Here is a 23804-nt window from a genome sequence, read left to right on the forward strand (position 1 = left end):
CAACGAACCGTACAACGCCACATTTGGGAGAGCGACAAGGAAAAAGTAGCAAAATACCGGCAAAGTGATGCAGGAAAAGCCGCTTACGCCATACGATGCCAAACTATAGAGCGAAGCTTCGCGGATGCCAAAGTGCTCCACGGGCTTCGCTATTGCCGGTTTCGGGGCAGAGAAAATGTACAGATTCAAGCGTTGCTAACCGCAACTGCACAGAACATTAAGAAGATAGCCCTCCACCTTTCCAGAAGGACTATCTCGAATATGCACAAGATTTCGTATAGTATTTTACATCTTCATTTTCATTTTTCTTTCGATACTAAGTTTAAAAGTAGGGGTATCTCAACAGCCTGAATTATGCAGTAATATTCAGCCGGATGGGTGAATTTGGAGCAAATGCCTGCGAAAGTGCAGCAATTTCTTTGTATTTTGCTTCATATTGAAGATTGAGTGGGATAAAGATGCATTTTTGCAGGAATTTTTTTGGACACGTAAGCTTTAGAGTAAATTCATGCACTTTTGCAGCAACTTTGCTCAAAATCCTATCAAAATAAATAGAAGAGGGGGGAGAGAGGCTTGGAGCAAATCTCGGACAATATGAAAATTATAACCCGCCAAATTCATAGTGTTATCCGACGGTTACAGTGGCTTAGGGTAATAGAAGGCTTTTGGTATGGTGTGCTCTCGGGTATTGTTGCAGCGATTCTATGGTTTTTTGCAGGACGTTTCTGGCCGATACATGGCCTTTGGGTTTATGCGTCAGCTAGTTTTGTGTTATTTCTGGCAGCAGGCTGCTTGTGGGGATATTTTCGCAAAATAACAGCGATCGAAGCTGCGAGAACGATGGATAGAGGCAGTTTTGAAGGGGAGCAGCTCGATGCCATGACAACCGCTCTGTCTTTTGCCAAGTCGGAATCTCTCCCAGCTCAGATGCAGCGCAATCAGGCGATCAGATATGGTGAAGAGTATCTAATTCAAATGAAGCGGAAGCTTCCAGCTCCCCGTAGGCGTAAGTGGTGGATTGCCGCTGCAACAGGAATTCTTTTGTTAGCTCTGCTTGTAATCCTCCCTAGTCCTATGGACGAAATATTGGCTCAGCAAAATAAGGAAAAGGAATGGGCCAATACGCAGAAGCAGGAAACGGAGCAGCGGATCAAGGAATTGGAGACTTACAAGCTGGACCCTATACAACGGGAACCGTTAAACCAGGAATTGATGAACTTAAGAAATTCGATATCGGAGAGCAAAGAGCCGGAAAAAATGCTAAGCGATGTTGAAACGGCCATGAAAAAGCTTAAGGAAATGTCGGATAAGCTGGAGCTTAAAGAACAAAACAGACAATCCTGGCTGGATGAATGGAAGAAAAATTCCTTAACTGAGGGGCTGTCAGAGAGTTTACAAAAGAAAAATTCGGAAGCCTTATCAGAAGAAATGAAATCGTTGCGAAATAAGCTGTCAAAGATGAATTCTCAGCAAAAACAGGAGCTGGTTGAGCAATTGAAGCAATTGGCTGATAAAGCTCCGAAAGATGATAAGGATGCACAGCAATTGGCGGAAGCTTTGAAGAAGGCCACAGAAGCTATTGGAAAAGGCAATCAAGAAGAAGTGGAGCAAGCTCTAAAACAGCTGGAAGAAGCTCTTCAAAAAAATATTGAAGCTAGTCAATCGCAATCAGAACAGTCTGAGGCAGCGGAAGCGTTGGCTATGGCTCTGGCGAAGCAGGGGATGGGCCTGGCAGATAACATGGCGGCATCAGGGCTTGCTGTATCTAATTCATGGAGCATGGGGGGGACCGCAGACCAACTAGCATCTAGCGGCAATGCCAGCTCAGGAGATTCTTCAGATTCATCGGAGGGCTTGGATGGAACAGGCTCGAATTCAGGTAATGGAACTAGCGGTACTGGAGGCAGTGGTCAACCTGGCGGAAGTGGATCAGGCGGGAACGGAAATGGGTCATCTGAAGGCAAAGGACAAGGGTCTGGTCAAGGGAGCGGAAAAGCCGCAGGAGCAGGACTTGGCAGCGGGGGAAGAACGCTGATTACTGCTCCCCGTGATTTGAAGGGCAGCGGCAATGTTCAGCAGGATGGAGGACCTTCTACAGGAGGAAATGTGCAAAAAGGCGGAAAATCCCCGATCCTGGATGGGGTAAGTCGTCCGTATGAAGAGGTTTATAGCGACTATGCGACAGAAGCTAAACGTTCCTTGGAACGAAGCGAGCTGCCGCAAAGCATGCAGAGTTTGGTGGAAAATTATTTTGTAGAGATAGATCCGGGACGTTAGTTGCTGAACAGAGAATGAAAATTAGAAGCTAATAGAAGCTTATCATGAACCAATTGAGCATCATGCAGAAAGGGGACAGAGTATGTTGGAGGCAAAGGAAGGGGTAGAATCACTGCAAAATACGATTACAGCCGTGCGTGAGGGGATCGAACGCGTGATCGTTGGTCAGCAGGATGTAGTAGAGCAAATACTTTGGTGCGTCTTCGCAGGAGGACATGCTCTACTTGAAGGTATACCAGGTCTTGGTAAAACGATGCTAGTGCGAACGATAGCAGATACGCTTGATTTATCTTTTTCACGTATTCAGTTCACGCCAGATTTGATGCCAAGTGACATTACGGGTACGAATGTCATTCGATTTGGACCTCAGGGAGCGACAGATGCAGTGTTCCAGCCAGGGCCTATCTTTAGCAGCATTGTGCTCGCGGATGAAATTAACCGCGCAACCCCCAAAACCCAAAGTGCCATGCTTGAGGCCATGCAAGAGCAGACGGTTACTGTAGGTGGGGAAACGCATGTTCTTCCGCAGCCCTTTTTTGTGCTGGCCACTCAGAATCCGTTGGAGAATGAAGGAACATATCCTCTGCCGGAGGCTCAGCTTGACCGGTTTTTGCTCAAAATAAATGTAAATTATCCTACTCCAGAGGAATTAAAAGAAATCGTTATTCGAACGACTTCAGCACATCCGGCAACGGCGGGCAAGCAGGCGTCAGCGAGTGAGCTGCTAGATTTACGCGCCGCATCTAAAGAAGTGCTTCTGGCTGATGAAGTGCTGGACTACGGAATCCGATTATTGATGATGACTCATCCGGAAGAGGCGGGGGCGCCTGAATCGGTTAAGAAATACGTTGGCTTTGGTTCTGGGCCTCGCGGTATTCAATCGATGGTGACGGTCGCTAAAGTACGTGCGCTCTCTAAAGGACGATGGCATGTATCAACCGGAGATCTAATGGCAGTAGCAGTACCGGCTCTGCGGCATCGGTTGTTTTTAAACTTTGAAGGTCAAGCAATGGGAATATCCACGGATCGATTAATTGAAGATATTATTGCATCATTAGAGGGCAACAGATGATGACTCATTTGCTTCCCCCGTCTTTGTTGCCGCAGTTGGAACGGCTGTCTATTATTTCAAACCGGAGAGTGCGAGGGATGACCCAGGGCAAACGGCGTTCTGGTCGTCTTGGCGCTTCTCTTGAATTTGCCGATTATCGAGAATATGCACCGGGAGATGATATCAGGCGTTTTGATTGGGGTGTCTATTCTCGGACAGGGCGACCATTTATCCGTCAATATTGGGATGAACAGGAGCTGTCGGTGAGCCTGTATGTTGACGTTTCAGCCTCGATGGATTTTGGCGAAGACGAGCAAAACAAGCTGCTGTATGCAAAGCAACTAGCAGCGTCAGTAGGATATATGGCACTAGCAAGTCATGATCGTATGCAAGCCTATTTATGTACTGATGAGGTAAAGAAGTATTTGCCATCGATTCGCGGGAAGGCATCGGCATCAAGATTGTTCTCCTTTTTTGAAGGTGACGTGAGTAGAGATGCTGAACAGGAAGGGAACAAGCATGTAGGCAATCTCGCGACAGCTCTACGAAAACCTGAAGCTATACCACGCCGCCCAGGTATGACATGGATATTTTCTGATTTTTGGCAGGAGGATGGATTCCGAGAATTAGCTGATGCTATCTCTTTGATTCAGGCGACAGGTCAGGATATTGTACTTGTGCACGTGATATCTGCCGAGGAGCTGAATCCTGCATTTAGCGGAGACTTGAGATTAATTGATAGTGAGCTGGGTACTGGTAAAGAGGTTGCGTTAACCGGTAAAATTTTGGAATCCTATAAGCAGGCCTTAAGGCAATATATATTGGAAATCTCGTCATTTTGCAGTGAACGGGGAATTCGTTATGTGCAGGCTCCAACTAATCTGCCTCTTGATAGAGGGATTTTCGATACGTTACGTACTGCAGGTGCTATAGGAACTTGAATAGAGAAGCTAGACAAACATGAAAGGAGGGAATGTCATGGGGATTATGTCCTGGGCAGGGTTATGGTTTGGTCTATCCATTCCGGTAATAGTTGCGCTGTATCTTTTTAAGCGAAAATACTTGGATACAGTCGTGCCCAGTCATTTTCTATGGAATAGGGTGCTGCGTAATATAGAGGCTAACCGTCCGTGGCAGAAACTCCAAAATCGTCTCTTGCTATGGCTTCAATTGCTTGTTGCGGCACTTCTGGTATTTGCGTTAATGGGGCCGTATATATTCGTACAGGGGGGAAGTAAACATACCGTCATTGTTGTAGATACCTCCGCCAGCATGGACGCAGTTTGGACTGAAAACGCAGAAGCCGGAGCTCATCAAGTCAATCGGCTGGATCAAGTAAAAGAGCAAATGAGGTCCATGGTTGACACGCTTGGCCGCGGAAGTGAAATCACACTGCTAAAGCTCAGTAGCCAGCCGGAAGTAATACTGTCCCGTGAGAGTGACCGAGATTCGTGGAATAAAGCTATCGATGGTCTGCAGGTTCAATTTGGACAAGCAGCCTACAGAGAGAGTCTCTCATTGGCGGCTGCACTTACGAAGGAAGACCCGGATGCAAGCGTCGTCATATTTTCTGATGAGCAGTGGAACGAACGTTCGGATGATATTCATTTTGATGTTCCGGTAAAGGTAGTTTCAACCTACCAGGAAAAGGTCAGCAACTTGGCTATAGAGCAATTTGGGGTTAAAAGCGGTCTGACGGACGGCTCACAAGGAGCGGTAACCGGTGTTGCAGTAGCAAGAAACTATGGCAATACCACAATGGAAACGACACTGGATCTATACGGCGATGGTCAATTGCTTGCCAGTAAAGGAATAACCATTGCTTCCGGGCAAAGCGCTACAGTGTCATTTGAGGGGCTGGCACAAGCAGAAGTATACCGTCTTGCGGTTGAAACGGAGGACGACTATGCCCCGGATAATATGGCGTTTGCATTTTTGGAACATGGTGGTGCGCCAAGTATTTTGCTGATTTCATCTGGAAATCTTTTTTTAGAAAAAGCGCTGCAGCTCACTGGCTCGGAGGTTACCCGCATGGATACCAGTGCTTCTGATGATGACATAAACAATGACGATATTCCTATCGTTCCAAAAACAAAGCCGGACATTATCGTTGTGGATGGCAAGCTTCCGTCTTATTTTGCTCAGGGAGAATGGGCTGACTTGCTAAAGAAAACCCCGCTCTGGAGCCTGGGCGGCGATGGAAAAGAAATTCAACTGACGAATGGCGATATCAAAACTTCCACACATCCAGTAACTCGTTACTTATCGATAAAAGATTCTCCGGTTGCTTCACTTATTGATGAGAAGATCCCTTCATGGGCCAGTCCAATTATGAGCATTGGCGGAATTCCTGCGATGTATGCCGGAATGGAGGAAGGCAACGCTCGGCTGACATTTTTGTTTGAGCTGACTGCGGGTGATTTGCCGCTTCGTCCTGAATTTCCAATATTGGTGAACAATGCGGTGGAGTGGTTGAATTCAGGCAAGGCAGCAGGGCTGGGCCGAATGAACGCTGGTGCACAGGTTGAAATTCCTGTGGATGCCGAGGCTGTGGAAGGTGCTTGGATTCCGGTAGATGGTTATGCGCTGGAGAACGGTGCGCCCAGTGTTGCTGCTGAAAACAATGGAGAGCAAATTTCTTCTAAACAGAAGGCTCCTGAAATTCCGGGATTGTGGCGTTTTGAACTAAAAGGGATAGAGAAAGCCGTGCTTTCAGGTTATTATCTGGAGGTTTCTGCTAATCGACTGGAATCGAACATTAATGGAGAAAAATCGCTTCAAATTTCAGGGAATGGAGCAAATGAAGAAAATGCTGTCAGGACTCCATATTCCTTTGTTTATTGGATCGCACTACTGGTATTAATCGTGATTTTGGTGGAATGGGGGGTGTATCAGCGTGGGCGTTCAATTTGATCATCCCTGGCTGCTTCTGCTGCTCCTTCCGCTAGCAGGATGGGTTGTGTACACTTACCGTTCTGATTTCAGACTTAGCGGTGGACGAAAAAAATGGGTTCTTGGCATTCGGACGACAGTATTTGCACTGCTTATTCTGTTGCTGGCTGGATTTCATACTTACAGCATTGTAAAGGATAAGGAAATTGTCTTTTTGCTGGACCGTTCTGAAAGTATGTCGGGCAATATGTCAAAGCTCGGAAATGCTGAAAAGTGGATTGTAGAGGCTGGACAGGAAAAGAAGGAACAGGACAAGGTCGGTGTAGTGTCGACTGGGCTTGATGCAGTGGTCGGGAAAAATCTGGACGTATCACCTATTTCTGAAGGCAGTCTTGGTGGTGAGGTCAATTCTGAATTTACTAGATTGGAGCAAGGTCTCCAGTTGTCTGCAAGCTTGTTTGGAGGACAGGGAAACCGAAGGATCGTATTAGTATCGGACGGAGAAGAGAACGTTGGAGATTTGCGAAAAGCGGCCCTGTCGCTTAAGGAGCGAGGAATTGTCGTCGATGTACTGCCTGTAGCTAAAGCAGAGATCAAGGATGTGTCGATTGAATCATTTAAAGTGCCGGAGAAGCTGTATCACGCGGAATCTTTTTCTTTTGAAGTATCCATTAGAAGCACCTTTTCAGGTGAAGGCGAGCTGCGATTGTATGAGGACAACCGGGAAATTGGGCGTAAAACGGTGAGTCTTGAGAGAGGCGACAATCGGTTTGCATTACAGGGGTTAGCCAGTGAGACAGGGCTGCATCGTTATCGTGCAGAGGTGTTTGTGGATGGTGATGAGCAGTCCGGAAACAACGCTAATTATGCGTTTACCAGGGTGACCGGAAGCCCGAAGGTGCTCATTGTTGAAGGGAAAGCTGGAACATCTGCCAATCTGGAAAATGCTCTGAGCTCTGGTCTGGTTGACTATGAGGTTACTAAGCCGGAAATGCTGTCGCTCGAAATGGCGAAATACGCCAGATACGACAGTATTATTTTTAACAATGTATCCGGTGAGCAGGTAGGCGGCAAACAGATGGATCTTATTGAGCAGGCTGTCCGCTCCTACGGGATCGGTTTTATGATGGTAGGTGGTGAAGACAGCTACGGAATGGGCGGCTATTTCAAGACGCCGATTGAGAAATTGCTGCCTGTGTCTATGGAGCTTGAAGGGAAACGAGAGGTTCCTTCTCTCGGGTTGATTCTAGTAATTGATCGTTCTGGCAGTATGGATGGCGACAAAATAGCGCTTGCCAAAGAGTCCGCAATTCGGACGATTGAGCTGCTGAGACCGAAGGACACCGTCGGAGTTGTTGCTTTTGATGATAGTCCGTGGTGGGTTGTAGAGCCTCAAAAGCTGGATGACAAGGATTCAGTCATATCGCAGATTTCCAGTATTCCTAGTGGAGGCGGAACTGACATCTTTCCTGCGCTTGCTGACGCTACTAACAAGATGCTGGAAGTTACTGCGCAGCGTAAACATATTATTCTGTTAACAGATGGACAGTCAGCGGTAAATTCCAGCTACAACGATTTGATCGGTACGATGAAGGATTCGAAAATTACGATGTCTACTGTTGCAGTAGGGAATGATGCGGATTTTAATCTGCTGCAATGGCTCGCTGACGAGGCAAAAGGGAGATATTATCTCGTAAAGGATGCAACGACATTGCCTGCGATTTTTAGCCGGGAGGCTGCAATGATCGCGAGAACTTATATTGTAAACAAGCCTTTTGTGCCGTCTCTCGTAACACCCGGAGAATGGGGAGAGATACTCAGCGGAGGGCTGCCGAGTATTAACGGGTATGTAGCAACTACCGCGAAGTCTACGGCACAGACGATCCTGGCAAGCCCGGAGCCAGATCCGTTATTAGCTAGATGGCAGTACGGATCAGGTCGATCTGTAGCCTGGACCAGTGATTTGACGGGAAAGTGGTCAAAGGAATGGGTAAGCTGGTCTCAATTTCCGAATGTATTTACGGAGATGGTCAAGTGGACGTTTCCTCAGTTTACCGCTTCTCCTTATGAAGTGAATACTACGGTCATCGGCAATCAGGTTCAGTTTGAGGTAACGGCGAATGGAGCGAACCCATCGGAAAATCTCGAAGGGATTGTAAGCTCGGAGGCTTTACAGGAAAGCCGAGTAACACTAGTGCCTACATCTCCTGGAACTTATACGGGCGTGATGGAAGTAAGCCAGCCAGGATCGTTTTTGCTTCATTTGAAGGAAAAGTCGGAAGGAACATCAAACGATGATGGCTCCAGTCAGGAGACGGATACGGGGACCGAGAATGGCTTAGGTACGGGAACGGGCTTTGTGATTCCGTATTCTCCGGAATATCGAATTCAGGTTGATGATGCTAAGGAGAAGCTAACCGCGCTTGCGGATATGACGGGTGGTCGTGTACTGGAATGGGATCAAACGAAGGAGGTTTTCGGCTTCACTCCAAAAGCATTTCCAGTATATCGTGATCTGGAAAAGCTGTTGCTGGCAGCTGCGCTAATTCTTTGGGTCGTTGATATCGCGCTGCGCAGATTGGCGCTGCCTTGGGGACGTATGGCGGAGCGGCTGATGTTGTGGCGTCGCCGCAGCGGAGCTGCCGCGGCGACGGCAGGCCAGCCCGCGGCGTCCGCAGCGAAGCCGGACGCCGGGCTGGCGCGGCTGGCTGCGCGCAAGGATCGCGCAGCCGCCTTTTACGGCGCTGGCGGCGGAGGCGACACCGCCGCCGCGCCGAAGGCGCCGCCACCCCGTCCCGCCTCTGATGGCGGGACGGGAGCGGCGCCTGGGCCCGCACGCGAAGCGAAGCGGGCCGCGGAGCAGCCGCCGGCTCCCCCTCCTGGGGAGGGGGCCGGGCGGCCAGCCGGCGCGGGCGAAGCCGCGCCGGAGGATGCGCTTGGCCGACTGCTTGCGGCCAAGCGGCGAGGCAAAAGATAAACCAAAAGAGGTGGACGAGGATGTCCACCTCTTTTTATTGTCCACACCTGCCCATATTCGGAACAGGGCGATGCTGTTTGTAAAATAGGAGTTTTATACCATTTACTAATATTATATTTTATAAAAGAATAATGTATGTAATTATAAAATTTTGCATATTAGGTTGGTTGTTACAAATAATAGAGAACGGGGGGATATTTCTTGAAAGTTAAACTTTTTTGCTTACCGTTTGCTGGCGGATCGGCAGTTATCTATTTTCAGTGGAAAAAATATTTAAATGCAAACATCGAGCTTATCCCACTAGAGCTGCCTGGAAGAGGAGCAAAATCCAGCCAAGCCTTGAAGCATTCAATGCAGGAGATAGTTTCTGAGCTGTATAACCACATTCAAGATAAGCTCGGCCGAGATGAGAGCTACGCCATTTTTGGACACAGCATGGGGAGCTTAATTTCTTTTGAATTATATCATGAGTTAATAAATAACGGGTTTAAAGAGCCTGTTCATCTTTTTGTATCCGCAGGAAGAGCTCCTGATAGAGCACGGGAAAAGAAAATTCATAATCTGCCCGATGAGGAGTTTAAGCAGGAAGTTTTAAAATATAGCGCTTCTTCGAGCATTGTTTTTGAGAACAAGGAAATGTTTGATTTCTTCGTTCCCATTCTGCGCGCGGATTTCGAAATTCTTGAAACCTACACTTTTCAAAACAGAGAACGAAAAATTGAGTGCAATTTGACGGCTTTGTATGGTAGTGATGACCATACTGTTGCAATAAATGAAATGGAGCAGTGGAAATCACATTCTTCCGGGTGCTGGAATATACATTGTGTACAAGGAGATCATTTTTTTGCAAAGGATCAACCGGAACAAGTTGCTCTCCTGATTAACGAAGCAATTGCAGGGTCGAAATGTTTAGTGGCTCCTAAAGCCTGAGCTGAAAGTTAACAAGATAATTTTGAAAAAGTGTGGCGATATCAGAAATCTTCTGAATGTCGCCTGTTTTTTATTTTCTAAACAGTAAACTATGGGAATAATGGTATGGAAAAGGGCTCAATGAAATGTTACAATAGATAAAGTCAAAATGATCTTTTCAAAGTGAATGTTTTATTTAAATTCACAGTAAATGTTTCAATGTAGCCTCTCTATTTGCAGATTTATCTTTTCATTATTAAGGAGGAAATCAAATGCCTTTGTCAGACAACAACACTATCGACAATCTGTCGATCACAACGATTCGTACACTAGCGATCGATGCGATTGAAAAAGCAAAATCCGGTCACCCGGGAATGCCTATGGGATCTGCTCCGATGGGGTATCAATTATTCGCCAAAACGATGACTCATAACCCAGCTCATCCTGAATGGGTGAATCGTGACCGTTTCGTACTGTCCGCAGGTCATGGATCTATGCTTCTTTATAGCTTGCTTCACCTGAGCGGTTATGGTCTTTCGCTGGAAGATTTGAAGCAATTCCGTCAATGGGGCAGCAAAACACCAGGGCATCCGGAATTCGGACATACTGCAGGTGTTGATGCAACGACAGGTCCACTTGGACAAGGTATTGCAATGGCAGTGGGGATGGCTCTTGCTGAAACTCAGCTTGCTGCTACTTACAACCGCGACAATTTCAAAATTGTGGATCATTTCACTTACGGTATTTGCGGTGATGGTGACTTGATGGAAGGCGTAGCTAGTGAAGCTGCATCCCTTGCAGGACACCTCAAGCTCGGTAAATTGATCTTCTTGTATGATTCCAACGATATTTCTCTTGACGGCAAGCTTAACCTTAGCTTCTCTGAAAATGTGAGACAACGTTTTCAGGCATATGGCTGGCAAACGCTGCTTGTTGAGGATGGCAATGATCTGGCAGCTATTGAAGCAGCTATTCAAGAAGGTAAAAGTGATTTAACTCGCCCAACCCTGATCGAAGTAAAAACAGTTATCGGTTACGGTAGCCCTAACAAACAGGGTAAAGGTGGACATGGCGGTACACATGGCTCTCCACTTGGTGCTGATGAGACGAAACTGACAAAAGAATTCTATAAATGGGTTTACGAAGAAGATTTCTACGTGCCTGAAGAAGTTAGTGAGCATTTTGCAAAAGTAAAAGATCGCGGTATTGCAGCTAACAATGCATGGGATGAAACCTTTGCGGCATATAAAGCGAAATATCCTGATCTGGCGGCTCAATTTGAACAAGCATTCGCTGGCAACCTACCGGAAGGATGGGAAAGCGACCTGCCGAAATATACTTCTGAAGATAAAGCTTTGTCTACTCGCGTTGCTTCTGGTAATGCGCTTAACGGTTTGGCAGGACGTGTACCGCAATTGCTGGGCGGTTCCGCTGACCTTGAAAGCTCAACCATGACTCACCTGAACGGATTGGAAATGTACACACCTGAAACTCGCGATGGACGTAACCTCTACTTTGGCGTTCGTGAATTCGGTATGGCTACTGCAATGAACGGTATCGCTTTGCATGGTGGACTTAAAGTGTTCGGCGGTACATTCTTCGTATTTACTGACTACCTCCGTCCAGCAGTACGTCTGTCTGCTCTGATGAAGCTGCCTGTGACTTTTGTGCTTACGCATGACAGTATCGCTGTCGGTGAAGACGGTCCTACTCACGAACCGATTGAACAGCTTGCTTCCCTGCGTATCATTCCAGGTCTGACAGTGCTTCGTCCAGCTGACGGTAATGAAACTTCTGCAGCTTGGGCTTATGCTGTAGAGAACAAAGCAAATCCAGTTGCGCTAGTATTGACTCGCCAAAACCTGCCGATTCTGGAAAAGTCTGCAGAGTTGGCTCGTGAAGGCATCAAACGCGGCGGATACGTAGTATCTGAAGCTAAAGACGGCAAACCTGTAGCACAGCTTATCGCTTCTGGTTCTGAAGTACAGCTTGCTGTGAAGGCTCAAGCTGCTCTTGCAGAAGAAGGCATTCATGTTCGTGTAGTAAGCTTGCCAAGCTGGGATTTGTTCGACAAGCAAGACAAAGCATACAAAGATTCCGTTATCTTGCCTGAAGTTAAAGCGCGCGTAGCCATTGAAATGGGACATCCATTTGGTTGGGAACGTTATGTTGGCGAGAACGGTGTTGTTCTTGGTATTGATACTTTCGGTGCTTCTGCGCCTGGAGACAAAGTTATCGAAGAGTATGGCTTTACTGTTAGCAACGTTGTGAAGAATGTTAAAGATCAATTAAAATAATATAGAGAACTAATTTTTAAAGAACAGCCGTGAGGGGAGCGGGAAACGTGTCAGAGCAATTCAAGAATGTAACAGTGGATAAAGCTGCCAATATTTATTTTGACGGTAAAGTAACAAGCCGTAGTGTATGGCTGGAGGGTGGAAGTAAAGTCACTCTGGGAATCATGCTTCCCGGGGAATATGAGTTTTCGACAGATTCACTTGAAGTTATGGACATTTTAGCGGGAGATTTGAAGGTGCTACTTCCAGGCGAGACGCTGTGGAGAGAAATTAGCGGCCGTGGAACGTTTACTGTTCCTGCTAAATCTTCCTTTAAACTTGAAGTGCGTAGTGTAACGGATTACTGCTGCTCTTACGGAGCTTGAGCCTAATGTTTTAAATGTAAAATAGCGCCCATACGGGCGCTATTTTACTAGGTAATCACGTGATTCAATCAATCTGCAGCAAGGCAGCGGATACCCGAAATATTTTATCTCATTCGGTCTCTGTTATCTTCTGGAATATAGTATTCCACGAATAAGATCGTCTTTTGTGAAATTGCTGCGAAAGTGCATCTTTTTAACTTTTACTAGATGCTTTCGGATATATTGCTGCAAAAGTACAGTTTTTTGAGTCCGACTCCAGACTTTTGACCGTAAAAGTAGAAAATTGCTGCACTTTTGCAGGCTTCTGTGCTAAATTAACGCTTTAGAATGAAAATTGCTGCGCTTTTGCAGGCTTTTCAAGTGTACTTCAAGTGTACTTCATGTGCATTAATCCTGAATTGACGATTGCTCACCTATTCTCTGGCCGATCCATGCTTCGTACAGCTTAACGACAGCGGAAAGGTCCTCATCTCCATAACCCTCGCTTTGACCTGCTTGGAAGAGGCTCTTGGCGAGATTCAGCATCGGAGAAGGAATGGCTGCGCCGTCAGTCAGGGATGAAGCCAGCTTCAAATCCTTAAGCATGAGCGCAAGAGAAAATTGGTTGGTAAAATCGTGATTAATAATTTTGTTGCCCTTCAGGTCAGCGGTTTTACTGCCGGCTGAACCCAACTGCACCAGTTCAAGGAAGGTATCTGCGGGCAAACCGGATTTAGCAGCAATTGCAAAGCCTTCTGCAAGAGCAAGATTGTTGATGCCGACGATGGTGTTATGAGCAAGTTTGGCTACAGATCCACTGCCGTTAGGGCCCATATGCAGAATTTTTTTGCCGAGACACTCGAATATATCCTGTTGCTTGGAGAGAACTTCGGCAGAACCACCAACCATAAATACCAGGGTTCCGTCAATTGCAGCAGGTGAACTGCCTGTTACAGGTGCGTCGAGAAACGATGCTCCATGCGCTGTAACCTGTTCGGCTAATTGTTTGACAAGCGAAGGTGAAATTGTACTGCAATCGATGACCGTCTTAGCAGCGCTGAGACCGGCGAGAACGCCATCAGAGCCCTCATATACAGCTTTTATAGAGTTATCGTCGCTTACCATTGTAATAACAGTGTCAGCGCCCTCTGTAGCTTTCCTGGGTGTTGCGGCTATGACAGCACCTTGTGCAGCAAGAGGCTGACATTTGGCGGCTGTACGATTATATACAGTCACTTCGTAACCTTGTTTCAGCAGATTGGATGCCATTGGCGCTCCCATTGTACCTAATCCAGCAAATCCGATTTTTTTCATGTAAGTCACCCTCAATTTTTTGATTGAACAGCATTTAAATATTTTATCACAGTGTGCAGAAACCTGTATATTGTGCCCTTGTGTTCACTGGGAATTTACAGTATCCTATCTTTAGTTGTTTAGTGAATGTCTAGGTATTATGGGGTAGGTAGTGAGATAAATAAATATAACATGGAGGTATTTGTAGTAATGACTAAAAAGGTGAGTTTTGATTACAGCAAAGCCCTGCAATTCGTTGGTCAAAATGAAGTAGACAATTTAACCGAGTACGTTCGTGTAGCCCATGAACAATTACATAACGGTACAGGAGCAGGCTCCGATTACCGGGGCTGGATTGACCTCCCAACCGAGTATGATAAAGAAGAATTTGCACGCATTCAAAAGGCAGCGGCTAAAATTCAAAGCGATTCCGAAGTGTTGATCGTTGTTGGTATTGGCGGTTCCTATCTCGGAGCACGTGCTGCAATCGAAGCATTGTCTCATTCATTTTATAACGAACTTCCTAAAGACAAGCGTAAAACTCCTGAAATCTATTTCGCTGGTAACAACATCAGCTCGACTTATGTGAACCATTTGCTTGATTTGATCGAGGGCAAGGATTTCTCAGTGAACGTTATCTCTAAATCCGGTACAACTACAGAACCAGCGATAGCTTTCCGCATTTTCCGTGCCGCTCTTGAGAAGAAATACGGTAAGGAAGAAGCTCGTAAACGTATTTACGCTACGACAGATCGCGAGAAGGGTGCTCTGAAGAAGCTTTCTAACGAAGAAGGATACGAAACATTTGTTATTCCTGATGATGTAGGCGGGCGTTATTCTGTTCTGACTGCTGTAGGTCTTCTTCCAATCGCTACTGCAGGCATCAACATTGAAGAAATGATGCAAGGAGCTGCTGACGCTGCTAAAGAATACAGCAATCCTAACCTTGCTGAAAATGTGAGCTACCAATATGCAGCAGTTCGTAACGCACTGTATCGTAAAGGAAAAGTAACAGAAATTCTCGTAAACTATGAACCATCCTTGCACTATGTATCCGAATGGTGGAAACAACTCTTCGGCGAGAGTGAAGGTAAAGATTATAAAGGTATTTTCCCAGCAGCAGTTGACTTCTCAACTGACCTGCATTCGATGGGTCAATTCATTCAAGAAGGTAACCGTAATATTTTTGAGACAGTTATTCAAGTTACTGAAGTTCCAAGCCACATTACGATCGAATCAGATCCTGCCGATTTGGATGGCCTGAACTTCCTCGCTGGTAAAACTCTGGATTTCGTAAATAAAAAGGCATTCCAAGGTACACTTCTGGCTCATACAGACGGTGAAGTACCTAACTTGGTAGTAAATGTTCCAGATTTAACTCCATATTCTTTCGGTTATCTGGTATACTTCTTTGAAAAGGCCTGCGGTATCAGCGGCTACTTAATGGGTGTTAATCCATTCGATCAACCTGGCGTAGAAGCTTATAAGAAAAACATGTTCGCGCTTCTCGGCAAACCAGGTTATGAGAAAGAAAAAGCAGAATTGGAAGCAAGATTGTCTGAGTAGATAATAGCTTGTTTTACAACAAGGAATAAATGCCAAGAAGCAGTTCACCGGTAAAAAACCGGCCCGGACTGCTTCTTGGCTCATTCATAAGGATGAGGTCATATGTTAGAGCGCTACAAAACGGTTCGCAAAGCCGGAGAAAAGGAAATTGTCATCAAAAAATCAAGATTTATCGGTCATGTGAAGCCGGTAGAGACTGAAGAGGATGCCGTCTTGTTTATTGAAGAGATCAAGAAGCGGCACTGGAACGCAACTCATAATTGCTCCGCTTATATGATCGGAGAGCGGGATGAGATCCAGAAGCAATCGGATGATGGTGAACCTAGTGGAACAGCAGGCAAGCCGATTTTGGAAGTCATTAAAAATCAGGGCCTCAAAAATGTAGCTATTGTCGTTACCCGATATTTTGGTGGAATAATGCTTGGTGCAGGCGGACTGATCCGTGCTTATACAGATGGTGCTGTTGCCGCAATTGAAGCGGGTGAAGCAATTACGCGTGTGCTTCATCAGGAGATTTATGTCGAGATAGATTACACATGGCTTGGAAAAGCTGAGAACGAACTTCGAAACAAGGGAATTCGTACAGGAGAGACAGCGTTTGCTGATAAGGTAACATTGCTGTGCCTTCCACTGGATCAAGAATGTGAAGTCTTTATGAATTGGATGACGGATATGACACAAGGGCAGGCTGTAATGACGGTAGGTGACAAGGTTTACTTTATTGAAGGGGAATAATGTCTATGGCAAGAAGAGCAGTGGAGCAGGAATTGTCGAGGGATAGAATTATGGATGCTGCCAGACATTTGTTCATCACGAAGGGATATCGGGGCATATCCATGCGGAGCATCGGCCAGCATTTAGGGTACAGTCATGGTTCATTGTATTATCATTTCAAGGAAAAAGCGGAATTGTTCTATGCGATCGTTGTCCAGGATTTTAACCACTTGGCCCAGTTATGTGAACAAGTGACCAGACGTCCTCCATCAGAAGGAATGACGAAGGCAGAGCAATTAATGCTGGAATTTATCAAGTTTGGACTTGATCATCCGCATCAGTATGAAATTATGTTTATGCTCAGAGATGAAGAAATTTTGACTTATTGTCGTGCGGAACAGTCCAAATGCTTTGACATGTTTGATACCATCATACGTCAATTTTTGAAGGAAGAGAAACATCCGCTGGAGAATAATCCATCTCTTCCGCTTAGTATGTTTTTGGGCATACATGGCTTCATCTCCTTCTACATCCAGGATCGCCTGACGTTCGAGGAAATAATGCCAGCTGCAGTAGCCCATGTCAAAATGTTAAGTCAGAGCAATTACCGCTTATTAACGTCATAAGATTAAGACGTTTTTGTTTTACAATTACGCTTTACCCATTTACATTGTCATAGCTGTACAACATTACTTTATTAACGTAATTTACTTCCATTTTGTTTGTTCTCGTATTTTAAAAGGCGCTGAGTTCGTTAGGACCAGCGCCTTTTATGTTTGTTGAGATTTCTTTATCCTTCAATTACTTTAATATAGTATTGTCTATTTCTTGGACCATCGAATTCACAGAAATAAATGCCTTGCCATCTACCAAGGAGCAGTTCGCCGTTATGGATGATGACAGTCTGGGAGGAGCCGGTCGTAATGGTCTTAAGGTGAGAGGCTGTATTACCCTCAGCATGACGGTATTTCGGATGCGTCCAAGGGTAAGCTTCATCAAGTCTCATCAACACATCATGTTTGACATCAGGATCTGCATTTTCATTGATTGTAATGCCAGCTGTAGTATGGGGAGAATAAATGAGAACCAGTCCATTTTGAACCCCACTCTTATTCACTACTGAACGAACTTCTCTTGTAATATCACGCATTTCATCACGTTTGAATGTTGTAATCTCAAGCTTTTGAAGCATCTGTATACCCTCCATTACTGATTTCTGAGCAGCTTCTTAAAATTATAATATAAGTTTGTATTATTTTGTAAACGAATTGGATTGACGGTGAACCTCCTGTTTGGTAAAGTATCTTTATAAGTAAAACCAAGTATTTATATCGGATAAACTTATATGAGATGATTACGCAGCGTTTACTATTGATCCCAGTGATCTGTATATATGAAAGGATGTGACCCCTCCAATGCATGTAGAAGTACGAAACTTGGATAAACATTTTGGCAGCTTTCATGCGGTGAAAGATGTCAGTTTTGAAATTGAGAAAGGTCAATTGATCGGATTATTGGGACCTAGCGGTGGGGGGAAAACCTCGATTCTTCGTATGCTGGCAGGACTAGAGCAACCGGATTCAGGGGAAATCATATTTCACGGACAGCGTGTCAATGATTTAGCTCCGCAGGATCGCGGGATTGGATTCGTATTTCAAAGCTATGCTCTCTTTAAGCATATGACCGTGTTTGACAATATCGCATTTGGGTTGCAAGTGAAAAAAGCATCTAAGAGCTATATTAAAGAGAGGGTTACGGAGTTAGTCGAATTGACTGGACTTAAAGGCTTTGAGCATCGTTATCCTCATCAATTGTCCGGGGGACAACGTCAGCGTGTTGCTTTTGCTCGTGCACTTGCCCCTGAACCTCAGCTTCTTTTGCTGGATGAGCCATTTGCTGCGATTGATGCGAAGATTCGTCAGGAGCTGCGTTCATGGCTTCGCGAATTGATAGAACGTGTAGGAATTACATCGATATTCGTTACTCATGACCAAGATGAAGCGATCGAGGTTGCTGATGAAATCATGATTATTGGTGAAGGACGTTTGGAGCAAAAGGGAACGCCTTGGGACATTTACAAGGAGCCGCTTACTCCGTTTGTTGCTTCATTTGTGGGGCAATCGACTCAGATAGAGAAAGCTTCGAGCTTGAAGGGATTTGAGGGAGAAGGAGGGCCTGAGGGAACTAAAGCGCTGATTCGTCCAGAATATATTGAAATAGGTACAGATAATGAATTTACGCTCCTATCTGCAACAGCACCCGGTGTAGTCAAGCATTTGCATTTCCGTGGAAGTGAGTGGCTAGTTGAGGTTGAGGTTGGAGGACAAGTGCTGACGACCTTCCGTTCGCTTGAGAAGGAAACACTAAAGGCTGGTCAAGAGGTTCGCGTTCTCGTGCATCGTGCATATTTGTACAATGACGATAGAAGCTGGGTGGTAGAAAATCCGCTTAAAGGAAATCCGTTAAGTGTCATTATATAGTTCATAATAAAGAGATCTGGCGAAATAGGCCTGGATCTTCTTTTTTTTATTAGTGCACTTGAAAGATCAGTATCATTATCAGTACCATAAGGGTGTGAATTAAAATATCGACTAGATGGGCAGAGGACGTGTAAATAGATGGATAGACTTATCTTCCTTGGTACGGGTGATGCGATGGGAGTGCCAAGAGTATATTGTGATTGTGAAGTGTGCACTGAGGCCAGAACTACTGGGGTAAATCGAAGATTTCGTTCTTCTGTTGCTGTGGAAGGTGATAACGGAAGCTTTTTCATTGATTGCGGACCGGATTTCGTAACGATGATGGAGAGCAGGGGACAGCGGTTTATTGAACGTATTCTAGTTACTCATGCGCATTTTGATCATATTGGGGGATTGCCGGAGTGGGCGGATGCTTGCAGATGGATGAATAAAAAAGGTCAGCTCTATGCACCTCAAGAGGTACTGGATGTTATATTAAAGCAATATCCTTGGTTGGACCGAAATCTGAATTTGCATGCAGTTGACCATGGGGTTATTTTAGCAGGTTGGGATATTACGGGCTGGAAGGTGTTTCACGGGAAGAACGGTTATTCTTATGCTTATCGACTCGAAAAAAACGGCTATGTCTGGGTGTATTGCTCTGATGCCATTGCTCTGCCGCCGGAGCAAAAACTGCCACTTTACGAATTGGATTTACTTGTGCTTGGAACAAGCTTTTATCATGAAGAGGCCGAGTTCAGCACTCGTTCTGTGTACGATGTAACGGAGGCGCTGGAACTGATTTCGGAGGTCGGGCCGAAACAAAGTATTTTTACTCACATGTCGCATGATATTGATTTGAGACGTAAATATAATCTTCCAGATCGTGTAGAGTTTGCGGAGACAGGGTTGGAGAGATGGGTAGGAGGGAAAATATCCCTGATGTAGATGGAAACATTGAAACCAATCAAATGGAGTTCGGGATTGATGAGGTATAACGGAAATAACGTCCCTTATTTTTCGAGAATATAGTGATTAATGGAAAATAGAGGAAGTTATTTCTCCTATTCCTACCGAAACTGCTCCAAAAAGCAGAAAAATAGTCGATAGTACCAAAATAGCGGAAAACACTTCCTTTATTTTTCGAGAATGCAGTAATTATTAGGGAATAAGGGAAATGTTCTCCCTTATTCCTGCCGAAACTTGTTCAAAAGTCGAAAATTCAGCTGATGAATCAAACCTCTAGCGATATCCCCATAAGTATACTATTCACCGAGAACGAATTTATCGATAACTTGCTTCACTCCATCTTCATTGTTGCTTGCTGTAATGTAATCAGCAATTTCTTTCAGTGCAGGGATAGCGTTACCCATAGCGACGCCAAGGCCAGCGGCTTCAAGCATTTCATGGTCATTCCAGGAATCACCGATGGCGATGGTTTGTGACAATTCACAGCCGAAATGTGCTGAGAGGAATTTAAGAGCATGCCCTTTAGTTCCTTCTTTATGCATGATTTCAAGAAAATGCGGCTTGGATTTCGTGATATGTACCTCTTCTCCTAGAAGCTCACGTAGTACAGGTGTAATCTCATCCAAGTAGTCCGGATCATCAATGATGAGCATTTTAGGTGTCGGTTGAACTACAACCTTTATGAAATCAGGTTCAATATAATATTTTGTACCGTTTAGATTCGTATAGTCGATAAGTTTTTGGTTCTCTTCACGAGCGTAAAGCTTATCATCAATGTAGGTTTGCAGGTGTAAATTGTTCTCAAGGCAATAATCAAACAGCTTGGTAGCCGCATCGATTGGCAAATATCGTTCAAAAAGCACTTCTTCATCCAGCAGGTTCTTAATAAGTGCTCCTTGATAAGTAATGATAGGCACGTTCAGACCTGTCTGACGAGCCAGCTTATAGGCTCCGGCATATGCTCTTCCTGTGGCAAGTGTAACAATGACTCCTTGTGCGACGGCTTGTTCCAGAGCTTGTTGGGTAGCAGGTGTTACTTCCTTGTCGTCATTAATTAGTGTGTCGTCGATGTCGATAGCGATTAATTTGTACATAAGTCTTCTCCTTTGTAAGAACGAATCCCGGTTCCGTTCATCTCTCTAGGCTTGGTTATTTCTATTGTACCTTACCGCTTGAAGATTTCAATTCCGTAAGGATCATTCCCACAAAAATACATACGCATCCTATCACAGCATAATAAGTAAGAGATTCACCACCGAAAAATACACCAGTTAGTGCAGCAAATACCGGTTCCATGGCAAAAATGACAGCTACACGGGCAGGGCTGGTGAATTTTTGACATTCCGTTTGAATCCAGAATGCAAGAGCGCTAGTGGGGCCTATCGATACGAGCAAAGCGATAATAACTTCCGGTTTCATTATGCTCTCTACCGTATTTTGAAACTGATGATACAGGCTCTCTTCAAACCAGAATGAACTGACCAGACTTAAAATGCCTACTACAGCCATCTGCATTGCAGCTAGAGGAAGAGTCGGATACTTAGGGGCAAATATTCCAGTATAGGCGACATGCAACGCAAAAGCGATGGCACATAGAAGAATCAGGGCATCACCGTGATTCATAGAATAGGACGTGCCGGCAAAAGCTAGTAAATAGAGACCTATGGCAGCTAGCAGAGCACTTAACCAGGTGTGCCATGTAATTTTGTGTTTTAGTAATAACAAAGATATGAATGGCACAAAAACGACGGATAATCCGGTAATAAAGCCTGTATTCGAAGTGCTGGTATAGAGTAGTCCTATCGTCTGGAAGGCGTACCCCAGAAATAAAAAAAAGCCGAGCAGACTCGCATGGAGCATAAGAGTCCAGGACATTTTCCGCCAGTCGCTGCGGTAGAACAGCGAAATAATGATGGTCAGCAGCAATGCGGCGCCAATAAAACGGATACCGTTAAAAGCAAGGGGTGGCAGAACTCTAACCGCTTGTTGAACGATCAGAAAGGTGCAGCCCCACATCATCGCTACCAGTAAAAGTCCCAGGTCGGCAAGACGGGAGCGGTTCAAGTAGGTCATTCCTTTCATGAGACAATTGATCAAATTGTAACTTAAATAGATGGTCGAGACAAGAATCGATAAAGTAATACACATGTAAAATATGAAGGGGCTGTCCCAAAAGTAGGTTTATTGTCAAAACTAAAAAAAGCCGTGCAAGGAAGACGATCCCTGCACCGCTTGACCCCGCCACATGCTATGACCGTATCTCATGTGTAATAGTGTCATGATGCGGAATTACTGAAATTCCTGCAAATGTGCAGGCTTTCTCTAAGGATTCTCTTCAAACCAGTCTATTCTGAACCATATTCCTGCATTTTTGCAGGCTTCTGTTCATCCTTTCATGGCTACTTTTAAAAAAACTGTATTTTTACATTCTTTTCCTGATATTTTGCCTTTCCACTGCAAAAAAAAGAAGTGTCCCTCAAAGTTATCTTAGATAACTTTGGGGACACCTCCCGGGAGGGAATGTCTGGTTAAGCCAAATCGATATCCTTAATATCAATAAAAGGTATTCTAATCCGAATAAAAACATTTCTTCTTCTAACACGAATAATGATGAAGTTCCTTCTTACTATGACTAACCGGCCAGTAAACACACGTCCGTCACACAGCACGACGACAACACGTCTGTTCAGAAACAGTCTGGCTTGACGACGCAACCTAATGATTTTACCGTCCATAGAGCTTCACTCACCTCTTTTCTCATGGATAAGATATCCTATGAAAGTTCCATGAGATTTGTATAGATACGAGGTGAGCAGGCGCTATAATGTGCTAATTTGCTAGAGTTCAGTAATTGTATTTATTCTTCCAAAAATACGAGACCGATAAAATCGTCGAATTCCAGATTGCCGAAGTAATGTTTTACGTCAATGCCGGCTAGTGCTTCCCGAACGGCCTCATCTTCGTAACGAACTCCACGCAGCTTGTCCTCGATGTCAGTTACATCACCAACTCCAAAGAAGTCGCCATAAATTTTGATTTCGCGAATATGTCCATCCTTGATATCCATACGCAGATCAATGATCCCGACAGGGAATTTCTTAGTATGCTTTACGTTGCATTCTGGAGACAGACCATAATTCCAATCCCAGTTCTTATATCGGGAATTGGAGATCTCATGGATTTTGACCCAATCTTCGTCCGTTAGCTTGTATTGAGGAACAGCTTCAGGGTCCATACCGAAAATATGTCTAAGCAGCTCGGAACGGAATTCCTCAATCGTCATTTTGTGATCCATGAAGTCAATAATGTTGGCGACCCGACTGCGTACGGATTTGGTGCTTTTGGATTTGAATTTTTCGGGGTTTGCATGCAGTGAGGCTTGTACATGATCCAAATTCAGATTAAACATCAAAGTGCCATGGCTGAACATCCGACCACGGGTAGCAAATTGAGCGTTCCCTGAAATTTTCTGTTCTCCGACCTGAAGATCGTTGCGTCCGGTTAATTCAGCATTCACACCTAACGATTTGAGGGCCTCCACAACAGGTTCGGTAAATTTGCGAAAATTATGAAAGGATTGACCATCATCCTTGGTAATGAAGCTGAAATTAAGGTTGCCAAGATCATGGTAAACTGCACCGCCACCGGAGAGACGTCTAACGATTTGCACTCCATTTTCCTTACAGTATTCATTATTGATTTCTTCAATCGTATTTTGATGCTTCCCGATAATGATGGACGGGGCATTGATGTAGAACAACAAGTAGCTGTCATCCTCCAGAGGAAGATGTCTGAGCGCATACTCTTCAATAGCCAGGTTGACTGAAGCATCGGTGATTCCTTGATTGTCGATAAATTGCATGACTGTGGCCTCCATTACTCTTGGGATCTTGCCATAGAGTGAGTATATTTCAGTGCGTATATTCCTATTGTAAACCAATTATTTATGAAACCAAAGAGAGTGACGATTTTTATGGAATTGACGGACTTTGAAGATTGACTCCATAATGGGAGAATGAGAATGAACCGGAAATGAACAATGAAATGAGGAGAGCA

General features: G+C 44.9%; 20 protein-coding genes. 14 read left to right on the forward strand and 6 right to left on the reverse strand.

The window, feature by feature from the left end; translation table 11 throughout:
• The 9 genes from BLS49_RS16045 to ppnP all read left to right on the forward strand — a co-directional run.
• Positions 1–351 (forward strand): transposase (locus BLS49_RS16045; protein WP_175471432.1); only part of this gene is annotated, 351 nt, incomplete at its 5' end.
• Positions 352–573: 222 nt separating this feature from the next.
• Positions 574–2277 (forward strand): hypothetical protein, encoded by a 1704-nt coding sequence (locus BLS49_RS16050; RefSeq protein ID WP_091232737.1) that lies wholly within the window; start codon positions 574–576, stop codon positions 2275–2277.
• Positions 2278–2359: 82 nt separating this feature from the next.
• Complete coding sequence (locus BLS49_RS16055) at positions 2360–3349, forward strand: AAA family ATPase (RefSeq protein ID WP_091232740.1); 990 nt, start codon at positions 2360–2362, stop codon at positions 3347–3349.
• Positions 3346–4269 carry a DUF58 domain-containing protein gene (locus BLS49_RS16060; protein ID WP_091232743.1) on the forward strand — a complete coding sequence of 308 codons (924 nt, stop codon included), beginning with the start codon at positions 3346–3348 and terminating at the stop codon, positions 4267–4269. The genes BLS49_RS16055 and BLS49_RS16060 overlap by 4 nt, the downstream gene beginning before the upstream one ends.
• A 37-nt stretch (positions 4270–4306) precedes the next feature.
• Positions 4307–6241, forward strand: coding sequence for a vWA domain-containing protein (locus BLS49_RS16065; RefSeq protein ID WP_175471439.1), 1935 nt, complete (start codon positions 4307–4309; stop codon positions 6239–6241).
• Positions 6225–9197, forward strand: a complete 2973-nt coding sequence (locus BLS49_RS16070; RefSeq protein WP_091232750.1) for a VWA domain-containing protein — start codon at positions 6225–6227, stop codon at positions 9195–9197. The genes BLS49_RS16065 and BLS49_RS16070 overlap by 17 nt, the downstream gene beginning before the upstream one ends.
• Before the next feature lie 201 nt (positions 9198–9398).
• On the forward strand, positions 9399–10127 hold the full coding sequence (locus BLS49_RS16075) for a thioesterase II family protein (RefSeq protein WP_091232753.1): 729 nt from the start codon (positions 9399–9401) through the stop codon (positions 10125–10127).
• 251 nt (positions 10128–10378) lie between these two features.
• On the forward strand, positions 10379–12403 hold the full coding sequence (gene tkt / locus BLS49_RS16080; RefSeq protein ID WP_091232756.1) for a transketolase: 2025 nt from the start codon (positions 10379–10381) through the stop codon (positions 12401–12403).
• Between the two features lie 47 nt (positions 12404–12450).
• Positions 12451–12768: a pyrimidine/purine nucleoside phosphorylase gene (gene ppnP, locus BLS49_RS16085; protein ID WP_091232759.1), complete on the forward strand. Its 318-nt coding sequence runs from the start codon at positions 12451–12453 to the stop codon at positions 12766–12768.
• Positions 12769–13155: 387 nt separating this feature from the next.
• On the opposite strand, the gene BLS49_RS16090 is transcribed toward ppnP, so the two are convergent.
• On the reverse strand, positions 13156–14061 hold the full coding sequence (locus BLS49_RS16090) for an NAD(P)-dependent oxidoreductase (protein ID WP_091232762.1): 906 nt from the start codon (positions 14059–14061) through the stop codon (positions 13156–13158).
• A 189-nt stretch (positions 14062–14250) separates the two neighbouring features.
• Here BLS49_RS16090 and BLS49_RS16095 point away from each other — a divergent pair, with 189 nt between their 5' ends.
• From BLS49_RS16095 to BLS49_RS16105, 3 genes are all read left to right on the forward strand, one after another.
• Positions 14251–15606 carry a glucose-6-phosphate isomerase gene (locus tag BLS49_RS16095; RefSeq protein ID WP_091232766.1) on the forward strand — a complete coding sequence of 452 codons (1356 nt, stop codon included), beginning with the start codon at positions 14251–14253 and terminating at the stop codon, positions 15604–15606.
• 102 nt (positions 15607–15708) lie between these two features.
• The gene (locus tag BLS49_RS16100; RefSeq protein ID WP_091232769.1) at positions 15709–16341 is read left to right on the forward strand and encodes a YigZ family protein; all 633 of its coding nucleotides are present in this window, start codon (positions 15709–15711) and stop codon (positions 16339–16341) included.
• 5 nt (positions 16342–16346) lie between these two features.
• Complete coding sequence (locus tag BLS49_RS16105; RefSeq protein ID WP_091232773.1) at positions 16347–16946, forward strand: TetR/AcrR family transcriptional regulator; 600 nt, start codon at positions 16347–16349, stop codon at positions 16944–16946.
• Between the two features lie 164 nt (positions 16947–17110).
• On the opposite strand, the gene BLS49_RS16110 is transcribed toward BLS49_RS16105, so the two are convergent.
• Entirely contained in the window at positions 17111–17512 is a 402-nt protein-coding gene (locus BLS49_RS16110; RefSeq protein WP_091232776.1) for a secondary thiamine-phosphate synthase enzyme YjbQ, read from the reverse strand.
• A gap of 223 nt (positions 17513–17735) precedes the next feature.
• Between BLS49_RS16110 and BLS49_RS16115 the strand changes: the two genes are divergently transcribed.
• Both BLS49_RS16115 and BLS49_RS16120 read left to right on the forward strand, forming a co-directional pair.
• Positions 17736–18800, forward strand: a complete 1065-nt coding sequence (locus BLS49_RS16115) for a sulfate/molybdate ABC transporter ATP-binding protein (RefSeq protein WP_091232778.1) — start codon at positions 17736–17738, stop codon at positions 18798–18800.
• A gap of 138 nt (positions 18801–18938) precedes the next feature.
• Positions 18939–19727: an MBL fold metallo-hydrolase gene (locus tag BLS49_RS16120; protein ID WP_091232781.1), complete on the forward strand. Its 789-nt coding sequence runs from the start codon at positions 18939–18941 to the stop codon at positions 19725–19727.
• 317 nt (positions 19728–20044) lie between these two features.
• Here BLS49_RS16120 and BLS49_RS16125 read toward each other — a convergent pair whose 3' ends face one another.
• The 4 genes from BLS49_RS16125 to lplA all read right to left on the reverse strand — a co-directional run bounded on the left by BLS49_RS16125 (position 20045) and on the right by lplA (position 23610).
• Entirely contained in the window at positions 20045–20842 is a 798-nt protein-coding gene (locus BLS49_RS16125) for a Cof-type HAD-IIB family hydrolase (RefSeq protein ID WP_091232784.1), read from the reverse strand.
• A gap of 61 nt (positions 20843–20903) precedes the next feature.
• Positions 20904–21812, reverse strand: coding sequence for a DMT family transporter (locus BLS49_RS16130; protein ID WP_175471440.1), 909 nt, complete (start codon positions 21810–21812; stop codon positions 20904–20906).
• 464 nt (positions 21813–22276) lie between these two features.
• Positions 22277–22483, reverse strand: coding sequence for a hypothetical protein (locus tag BLS49_RS16135; RefSeq protein WP_091232787.1), 207 nt, complete (start codon positions 22481–22483; stop codon positions 22277–22279).
• A 122-nt stretch (positions 22484–22605) separates the two neighbouring features.
• Positions 22606–23610, reverse strand: a complete 1005-nt coding sequence (lplA, locus tag BLS49_RS16140; protein ID WP_091232790.1) for a lipoate--protein ligase — start codon at positions 23608–23610, stop codon at positions 22606–22608.
• Between the last annotated feature and the right edge of the window lie 194 nt (positions 23611–23804).

This window comes from Fontibacillus panacisegetis (assembly GCF_900102215.1).
Classification (GTDB): domain Bacteria; phylum Bacillota; class Bacilli; order Paenibacillales; family Paenibacillaceae; genus Fontibacillus; species Fontibacillus panacisegetis.